This window comes from Pseudomonas endophytica (assembly GCF_001411475.1).
GTDB lineage: Bacteria > Pseudomonadota > Gammaproteobacteria > Pseudomonadales > Pseudomonadaceae > Aquipseudomonas > Aquipseudomonas endophytica.
In genome coordinates, this window is the sequence record NZ_LLWH01000053.1 from 1 (window position 1) to 9,372 (window position 9,372).

The following is a 9,372-nucleotide window of genomic DNA, read 5'->3' on the forward strand; positions in this document are numbered from 1 at the left end:
TGCTTCTTCAGCCAGCGGCCCACGCATGACCGGTTGCGATTGACCGACCAACGGCAATGGCATCGGCTGTGAAGAACCAGCGAAGTCTATCGAAGGGTTACCACCGCCTTTTGGCGCGGCCTGCCCCAATGGCAATTGCCCTTGATCGCCGTTCGGCGCGGTTGGCGCTTTATCTCGACCCGGAATCAAAACAGCTGCGGCAACCGCCACAATCACCACGGCACCAATGGCCAATACGTGTTTCTTCGGCATTTTGAACCCCATACTTGGACGCTTGACCGCAGAACGGCTCGCAATCATGGCTTCGATCATTGCATCGCGGGCGACCTGGTTAATGATGCCAGGCCAACCTCCGGAGCTCTCATGTATATCTGAGATCTGCTGCGCGCTAAAGAGTTCGATCCCGCGCCCCGCACCTTCAAGGCGCTGAGCCAGATACTCGCGGGTTTCTTCTTCGGTATACGGCTGCAATTCAATGACGTGGAAACGCTCTTCATCACCGCTGAGCTCTTCAAGCCCAGCAATCATCGAAGGCTCGCCGAACAGAAACACGTGCGGGCGGCCTTCCGGAGTACCCGCGGCTAGCGCCAGCAAAGCTTCCTGAGCAGAGTCGTCGAGCTGCTCGGCATCATCGACCAACAAGTAGACTTCTTGCCCGGTGAGTGCCAATTGAACGACTTGATTCAGAATCGCATCCACTTCGGGGCGAGCAACGTTCAGTGTTTGCGCCACTTGGCGCAAGATACCCGCGGCATCGCCAGCACCCCGTGCAGATACCACCACACTCTGTACCGACTGCTTGTTAGTGCTGGCAACCAGCGCCTGACGCAGCAAGGTCTTGCCGCTGCCTTCTGGGCCGGTAACGACCAACAGCAACTGGCTATAACGGGCTAGGTGGTGCAACTGCCCCAGCACGGGTTTGCGCTGTGCAGGGAAAAACTTGAAGCCCGGCACTCGAGGGGCGAACGGGTCATGAGTGAGCTGGAAGTGACCGAGGAACGCCTCGTCAGCATGCAAACTAGTCATCGGGATCTTATTAACCTTTAAGCTGAGCCAGCGCGCGGTAATCCGCGCCCAGCGTGGCTTGTAGAACCTCTTGTGGATAATCGTCAGTCACTGTGGCTTCTCCGATGCGACGCAACAGCACCAGACGCATACGACCGTCGATCACTTTTTTATCTACTGCCATGTGCTGCATAAAATCGGCGGCACTCATTTCGACAGGTGGCACCACGGGTAAACCCGCACGTATGAACAACTGAATCGCGCGATCGCGCTCGGCTTCGCTGATCCAGCCCAAGCGCGCGGACATTTCCAGCGCCATCACCGTCCCCGTGGCCACCGCTTCGCCGTGCAACCACACGCCGTAGCCCATATGGGTTTCAATTGCATGCCCAAAGGTATGCCCCAAGTTGAGCGTGGCGCGCACGCCAGACTCGCGCTCGTCAGCACCCACCACATCGGCTTTGGCCGCACATGAACGGTGAATCGCCGCGGTCAAAGCGGCTTGATCGAGACCACGCAGTGCGTCCATGTTGTCTTCAAGCCAGGTCAAGAACGGTTCATCACAGATCAGGCCGTACTTGATGACTTCCGCCAAGCCTGCCGACAGTTCACGCGCAGGCAAGGTATTGAGGGTTTGGGTGTCAATCAGTACCAGATTGGGCTGATAGAACGCGCCCACCATGTTTTTGCCCAGCGGATGGTTGATCCCGGTTTTGCCACCCACCGATGAATCCACTTGAGACAGCAAGGTCGTAGGCACTTGAATAAAATCAACGCCGCGCTGGTAACACGCCGCCGCAAAGCCGGCCATGTCCCCCACCACGCCGCCGCCCAAGGCAACCACCGTGGTACGTCGGTCATGACGGGCTGTCAGCAGGCCATCAAAGATCAGTTGCAGGGTTTCCCAGTTTTTGTGCGACTCACCGTCCGGGAGGATGATCGGCACCACGGAAAACTGCGCGAGGCTGCGGGTTAGGCGCTCGAGATAGAGTGGCGCGACGGTTTCATTGGTCACAATCGCCACTTGGCGACCAGCAATGTGCGGGGCCAGCAACTCGGGCTGATCCAACAAACCTTCGCCAATATGAATTGGGTAGCTACGCTCGCCTAGATCAACCTTCAGTGTCTGCATGAAACCCCGTGCTTTGTTTGCCAGTTATCAAGTGATGGCATGCCACTGAACGGGCATGCTCGGCGCCGAGGATAGCGCATTTTGTTGCGCACTTTAACGAGGGGGCAGTTGCGCCAGTCGCTCAAGAATGTCCAGAACGACCATTCGCGGCGGCCGCTCATCGGTTTCTACCACGAGGTCGGCGATTTCCCGATAGAGCGGATCTCGCATAGCTAGCAAATCGCGCAGGGTTTTTTCGGGGTTGGCAGTACGCAGCAAAGGCCGATTGCGATCGCGTGCGGTACGGGCAACTTGCTGCTCCACGGAGGCATGCAAATACACCACGCGACCACCGGCATACAGTGACTTGCGGTTCTCGGGTCGCATCACCGCGCCCCCGCCCGTCGCCAACACCACGCCATCGGCTTCGCAGAGCTCGGCAATCATGGCCGATTCGCGATCACGAAAGCCGGGCTCACCTTCTTTATCGAAGATCCACGGGATATTGGCACCAGTGCGCACTTCAATTTCCTTATCGGAATCTTTGAACGGCAGGTGCAGCTCTTTGGCCAGCAAACGTCCGATGGTGCTTTTACCAGCCCCCATGGGCCCAACAAGAATCAAATTTCGCACAGAATCAATGACTCACAGCAATCGCCTGGTTGCCCATAATACGCGGAGTAAGGAACACCAGCAGTTCGGATTTTTTTTCCAGAACGATGTCTTTACGGAAAAGTCGGCCAACATACGGCAGATCGCCAAAAAATGGCACTTTATCTACCACTTTGCTTTGAGTATTTGAGAAAACACCCCCGATGACGATGGTTTCACCGTCTTTGACCAGCACCTTGGCCTTAACTTCGTTCTTTTTTATCGGCGGCACATTGTTAACCATATTCATGTAGTCCGGCTCATCTTTGGTCACCACCACCTCCATGACCACGCTGTTGTCCGGGGTGATTTGCGGTGTCACCTCCAGCGACAGTGACGCTTCTTTAAACGATACAGAGGTGGCACCACTCGAGCTGGATTCTTGATAGGGAATCTCGGTGCCTTTGAGGATTTTGGCGGTTTCTTTATCAGAAGTGACTACTTTGGGCTGAGAGATAATTTCGCCATTACCGGTTTTCTCCATGGCGCTCAACTCAAGGTCTAACAAAGCATTGTTAGTGATAAAGGCGATACCCAGACCTGAGCTATTACCCCTCACGCCCAAGTCGACAAAGGGCGCGCTCACATCACTCGGTTCAGCACCCGCCTCTACTGGAGGCGCAATCCCACCCGCGCTCCATTTACCGCCTTTGTTCAGTGAACCGCCCCAGCGCACCCCTAAATTGCGCTCGAAATCCACCCCGGCTTCCACAACACGAGCCTCAATCATCACCTGACGAACAGGCACATCCAATTGCGTCACAATGCGCCGCAACTCTGCCAATTGCTCGCTCGATTGAAGCGCGATGATGGAGTTAGTGCGCTCATCCACGGTGATAGATCCTCGAGCGACCGTGCTGGTTTGGCCGTCGGTCACTGACTGAAATAACTTGGCTATATCAGTGGCCTTCGCGTGGTTGACCTGCACCAGCTCGCGACGCAAAGGGGCCAACTCAGCCAGTTGATTACGCGCTTGCAGCTCGTAGCGCTCACGCGCCGCTATTTCTTCGATGGGAGCAATCAGCAGCACATTGCCTTCAAGGCGCTTGGCGAGATCGTTGCTTTTAAGCACCAGATCCAGCGCCTGATCCCACGGTACATCCTGCAAGTTGAGGGTAATACTGCCTTCGACCGCATCGCTGACCACTAAATTGAACTGGGTGAATTCAGCCAATAGCTGCAACACCGTGCGCACTTCAATGGCCTGAAAGTTAAGTGAGACTTTCTCCCCGACATACTCAGGGTTCGGTGCCGTGGTGCGGGAAGATTGAAGGGCAGTGTCACTCCCCCGTGTGACCGACAAGGGGTCTTGGTTCTGGACGAGCGCCAGTATTGACGGCGAATTCAGCGCACTCCATAGCGCCAGTCCGCAGACCGGGAAAATCCTTTTCATGGTGTCTATCCGTTAAGACTGCTGTTTTAAAGAGAGGCTCAGGGATCTTTCCAGCCAACCACCCTGACCATCTGAAATCACTTCAAACACTTCAACGTGTGCGGTATTGATTGAGACGATCTGCCCGTTTTGGCGCCCTAGATAGTCGCCGACGTTCAAGCGGTAGACCTTTGCGTTGGCGCGCAACAAGGCGCTTGTCCCCAGCTCATTAGAGAACGTACCGACCATCTCGAATTGCTCAAGCTCCAGCTCCTCCAAATACTGACGGGGCCGGTCATTATCCAGCTCGTCAGCCTCCAGCAGACTGACCTGCCAACTCCCAGCCCCATCCTCAAGCAGCGCCTGAAAAGGGCTGCGTAAGGCGGCCGCCCCATAGGTCACCGTACGGGGAGGTTCAACACGGGGGATCGGCGTCATAGCAGCCAGTGGACGAGTAGGTGTTACGTTTAAAGACGCTTGTAACTGCGCAGTTTTTTGCGCGCTATCGCAGCCCATCAGGCTGGCCAGCAAGCCAACACTGAAAAACCGAAAGCCAACACTCATGGGATCTATCCTTGATCGTGGGTGCGGTAGGTCTTGGCCAGCAGCGTCATGCGTAACTGGCCGTCATTTGTCTCGTTGAGTGGCGCAAGCGTGAAATCATGCAGGGTGACGATACGCGGCAGGCTTGCCATTTGGCTGACAAAACGCCCCAGATCGTGATAACCGCCAATAAGCACCAGCTTTAAAGGCAGTTCGGCGTAGAACGGTTGCAGGACTTCAGGCGACCACTGAATGTGCTCAATCCGCAGCCCGCTGATCTGGCCGATACGCGACACCTCCTCTAGCAGGCCAGGGACTTCGGCCTGGCTGGGCAACTGCTTTAATACCCCGCTAAAGACTGTTTCTAGCTCACGCATGTGCGCTAGGTAAGCTTCTAGGCTCGAGGTCTGAGCAACTTTGGAAGCCCATTCGGTTTTGAGCGTCACTTCGGCTTCACGCTGCTGTGCAAGCTGATTGACCGGGGATCGCAGCAGTAGCCAATAGCCCATCACCAACACGCTACTCACCAATACCAGCGCAACCGCGGCTTTTAGCCTTAGCGACCAACTGCCGATACGATCAACATCCAAATCCCGCACATCGAAAGGGTTAAGGCGCCCCAACCATTGAGCCACCATCAGAATTGAGCGCCAGCGTGGGCATGTCGGGTTTGGCGCACAGTCATTTGAAACAGCCGCTGCGGCCCTTCGGCTGGGCTAGGCCCGGCCTGTACATCAATGAGTACGGGTGCTTCCAGCCAGTGCGAAGCATCCAAATTGCGCATCAGCTCAGCAACAAGGCTGTTGGACTGGGCCACACCCGTGATCACAAGGGTCTGGTCAGTCATTTTCACATCGGTAAAAAACACGCCTTTAGGCATGCTTCGCGCTAACTGCTCCAAAATAATCCCGCTGTCAGACCGGTTACCCTGAAGCGTTTCAATCGTCTGCATGCGCTCAAGCAATTGTTCGCGGCGCACCTTCAACTGGTCGATCTGCTCAGCACGCCCGTCCAGTTGCACCATCGCGCTTCTAATTAAGTCATTACGCGCCAATTGCCGCTCAACGGCCTTATCAATAAAGTGGTCGATCACAAATAACCCGCCTACCGCCACCGCTGACAGCGCGATCAGTACGACCACAAAACGCTTACGTCGTTTTTCTCGCAACAATGTGCGCCACGGCAATAAGTTGATTCTCGCCATTAATCAAACCCCCTCAAGGCCAGACCGCAGGCAGTCAACAACATAGGGGCATCGCAACGCAAGGCTTGAGGTGTAACCAAAGGGCTAATGGTCATTTGTGCAAAAGGGTTAGCGACGTACGTCAGCACACCCAGCTGGGCTTCAAGCCACTGCCTCAGACCACTTCGGGCACCGGCATGGCCCGCTAAAATAAGCGCCTGCACGGCATGTTCAACACCCGTTTCGGCGAACTGCTCAAGCCCGCGTCTCACATGCTCAAGCGCCTGCATGTTGAATGTTTCATCCTCAAGCGTATCGACCCCAAACAGCAGCTCACGGGCATAAAGCACCTGCTCTTGGCGCACGACACTCAATTGCGTTGTATCGTGCGCAAAGTCGATTACCGCTACCGTTGTCGGCAGCGGCGAATCCTTCATAGCCGGTGTTGCGCCTTCAATCGCTCGCGCCAACGCGTCTGCTTGGACAGCGATAACCCGCGCCTTAAGCCCGGCTTGACTCAGTACCGTTTCATACCACGCCAATGCCTGCTGACGGCATGTGACCAACAGCACTTGCAGCCGCTCAGGATCATTGGTTAAAGCCCCTAACACCTCGAAATCCAGCGCAGCTTCATCCAGCGCATAGGGTATGTGCTGCTCCGCTTCAAGACGCACGTAAAGCTCCAGATCGTCCTCGCTGAGATCTGCATCCACTTCAATTTTTTTACAAATAACCTGAGTATCAGGAAGCGCCACCACCGCATCACGCGCCATCACAGCGCTTTTACTCAGGGCTTTAAGCAGCGCTTGAGCGACACTTTTCGGCTCGGCGCTGGTCTGATCGTCCACGAGCAAAGTAGCCAGCGGTTCAATCGCATAAGCCTCCAGCTGAAAGGTGCCGTTTGAGCGGCTCAACTCAACAATTTTTATCGTGTGCGAGCCGATGTCGACACCCACACACCGCTGGTGGGTTTGGCAAAAATATCTGAGCACTGTGTTTTCCCTAATTCAATCCGTGACTTACCGGGGGTAAATAATGAGATCCGTTCATAACCCGTTCTGACATGCGGTCCATGACGCTTGCGACCGAAAAATGCTTATAATGCCGGGCGTTTTTTTCCGTATCGTCGACCCGGCGCACCGTGCGCACTACCCTGACGTGCAAACCCATTTCTTAATCTGGAAATCCAAAAGCCTTGATTCGTCTGCTGAAGTTTTTCGGGTGGTCTTTCGTTGCCATAGTCTGCGGGCTCCTGCTCGTGTTGAGCGGCGCGTTTCTCTATCTTAGTCCTGGCTTGCCGTCCGTAGAGTCGTTGAGAAGCATCCAGTTGCAGATTCCTTTGCGGGTCTACACCAGCGACGGCAAATTGATTGCAGAGTTTGGCGAAATGCGCCGCTCCCCGATCAAGTTCGCCGACATTCCGCCCAATTTCATTAATGCACTGCTTTCTGCAGAAGATGACAACTTCGCCAATCATTACGGGGTCGATCCCAGTAGCCTGATGCGTGCCGCCAGCCAATTGATCAAAAGCGGACACATCCAATCGGGCGGTAGCACCATCACAATGCAGGTGGCGAAGAACTATTTCCTGACCAGTGAGCGCAGCTTTTCCCGCAAAACCAATGAAATCCTATTGGCTCTGGAAATCGAACGTGAGCTGACCAAGGATGAAATCCTTGAGCTGTACGTGAACAAGATTTACCTGGGTAACCGCGCTTATGGCATCGAGTCCGCTGCGCAGGTTTACTACGGCAAGTCGATCCGCGACCTGAGCCTGGCGCAGATGGCAATGATTGCTGGCTTGCCTAAAGCACCTTCACGGTTCAACCCACTGGCCAATCCGGTGCGCAGCAAAGAACGTCGCGACTGGATTTTGGGCCGCATGTACAAGCTGGGCAAAATTGACCAGGCCAGTTATGAAGCGGCGATTGCCGAACCAGTGAACGCCAGCTATCACGTACCAACGCCAGAAGTGAACGCGCCTTACATCGCCGAAATGGCCCGTGCCGAAATGGTCGGCCGCTATGGCAGCGAGGCTTACACCGAGGGCTATCGCGTCACCACCACCGTGCCGAGCGACCTGCAAGAGCTGGCCAACTCGTCCGTCGAAGACGGCCTGATGACCTATGACCAGCGCCACGGTTACCGCGGCCCTGAATCGCGCTTTGCGGGTAAAACGCCGGCTGTTTGGGCTCAGGAATTGACCAAGCAGCGTGCAATCAGCGGCTTGGAGCCTGCCATCGTGACTCAGGTCGATAAAGACGGCCTGCACGTGCTGACCCGTAACGGCGAAGCTCAAGTGCCATGGGACACCATGAAATGGGCACGCAAGTACCTCAACACCAACAGCATGGGCCCAATGCCCAAGCAGCCTTCGGATGTGGCGCAAGTCGGCGATTTAATTCGCCTAAAGCCGCAAGCCAACGGCACCTTCAAATTCAGCCAAGTGCCTACCGTACAAGGTGCACTGGTGTCACTCGACCCAGATAACGGCGCGATTCGCTCATTGGTAGGCGGTTTCGCCTTCGAGCAAAGCAACTACAACCGAGCGATGCAAGCCAAGCGCCAACCCGGCTCCAGCTTCAAACCTTTCGTTTACAGTGCCGCACTGGATAACGGCTACACCGCCGCCACCTTGGTGAACGACGCTCCGATCGTATTCGTCGACGAATACCTAGATAAAGTCTGGCGCCCTAAGAACGACACCAATACCTTCCTTGGCCCGATTCGCCTACGTGAAGCCCTGTACAAGTCGCGCAACTTGGTGTCGATTCGTTTGCTGCAAAGCTTAGGCGTCGACCGCACCATCGACTACATCAGCAAATTCGGCTTCAACAAGCAGGACCTGCCGCGCAACCTGTCGTTGGCCTTGGGTACGGCCACCTTGACCCCTATGGAAATCGCCACCGGTTGGAGCACCTTTGCCAACGGCGGTTACAAGGTGACCCCGTACCTGATCGACACAATCGAAAGCCGTAACGGCGAGACGCTTTTCGTGGCCAACCCGCCCAGCGTGCCGAAAGATGCCAACAAAGACGTACCCGCTGAAGCGGCAGCGCTGACTGTCGATACCATCAACGCCGCTCCGGGCCTGCCGACCGCAGAAACCCAAGCCGTTGCCGAGCGTATCGTTGACGGGCGCACCACCTACATCCTCACCAGCATGTTGCAGGACGTTATCAAGCTCGGCACTGGCCGCCGCGCATTGGCATTGGGCCGAACTGACCTGGCGGGCAAAACCGGTACAACCAACGAATCGAAAGATGCGTGGTTCTCGGGCTACAACGCTGATTACGTGACCACCGTGTGGGCCGGTTTCGACCAACCCGAGAGCCTCGGACGTCATGAGTACGGCGGCACGGTGGCCTTGCCGATCTGGATGAGCTACATGGGCGGCGCGCTCAAAGGTAAGCCTGCCCACACGCAGGTGGAGCCTGAAGGCATCCTCAGCCTGCGCATCGACCCAGCGAGCGGCCGAATCGCCTCACCGGGCACACCGGGCGCCTA

The 9,372-nt window shown here is 56.0% G+C and carries 8 protein-coding genes and 1 pseudogene; 1 reads left to right on the forward strand and 8 read right to left on the reverse strand.

Features of this window, described 5'->3' with window-relative positions:
* From AQS70_RS05310 to pilM, 8 genes and pseudogenes are all read right to left on the reverse strand, one after another.
* A partial coding sequence (locus tag AQS70_RS05310; protein WP_055101865.1) for an AAA family ATPase occupies positions 1–1,026 on the reverse strand: 1,026 nt, incomplete at its 3' end.
* 10 nt (positions 1,027–1,036) lie between these two features.
* Complete coding sequence (gene aroB / locus AQS70_RS05315) at positions 1,037–2,137, reverse strand: 3-dehydroquinate synthase (protein WP_055101866.1); 1,101 nt, start codon at positions 2,135–2,137, stop codon at positions 1,037–1,039.
* Positions 2,138–2,230: 93 nt separating this feature from the next.
* Positions 2,231–2,749: a shikimate kinase AroK gene (gene aroK, locus AQS70_RS05320; RefSeq protein WP_055101867.1), complete on the reverse strand. Its 519-nt coding sequence runs from the start codon at positions 2,747–2,749 to the stop codon at positions 2,231–2,233.
* 4 nt (positions 2,750–2,753) lie between these two features.
* A pseudogene (locus AQS70_RS05325) lies at positions 2,754–4,004 on the reverse strand (type IV pilus secretin PilQ); the annotation flags it as partial.
* Between the two features lie 168 nt (positions 4,005–4,172).
* Positions 4,173–4,703 (reverse strand): pilus assembly protein PilP, encoded by a 531-nt coding sequence (locus tag AQS70_RS05330; RefSeq protein ID WP_055101869.1) that lies wholly within the window; start codon positions 4,701–4,703, stop codon positions 4,173–4,175.
* 5 nt (positions 4,704–4,708) lie between these two features.
* Positions 4,709–5,320, reverse strand: a complete 612-nt coding sequence (locus AQS70_RS05335; protein ID WP_055101870.1) for a type IV pilus inner membrane component PilO — start codon at positions 5,318–5,320, stop codon at positions 4,709–4,711.
* Positions 5,320–5,886, reverse strand: coding sequence for a PilN domain-containing protein (locus AQS70_RS05340; protein ID WP_055101871.1), 567 nt, complete (start codon positions 5,884–5,886; stop codon positions 5,320–5,322). Before AQS70_RS05340 ends, AQS70_RS05335 begins: the two co-directional genes overlap by 1 nt.
* A complete protein-coding gene (gene pilM, locus AQS70_RS05345; protein ID WP_055101872.1) occupies positions 5,886–6,857 on the reverse strand; it encodes a type IV pilus biogenesis protein PilM in 972 nt (323 codons plus the stop codon). The genes AQS70_RS05340 and pilM overlap by 1 nt, the downstream gene beginning before the upstream one ends.
* Positions 6,858–7,063: 206 nt before the next feature.
* On the opposite strand from pilM, the gene AQS70_RS05350 reads away from it, so the two are divergent.
* Positions 7,064–9,372, forward strand: a 2,309-nt coding sequence (locus AQS70_RS05350) for a penicillin-binding protein 1A (RefSeq protein WP_420912335.1), incomplete at its 3' end; no start/stop codon positions are given.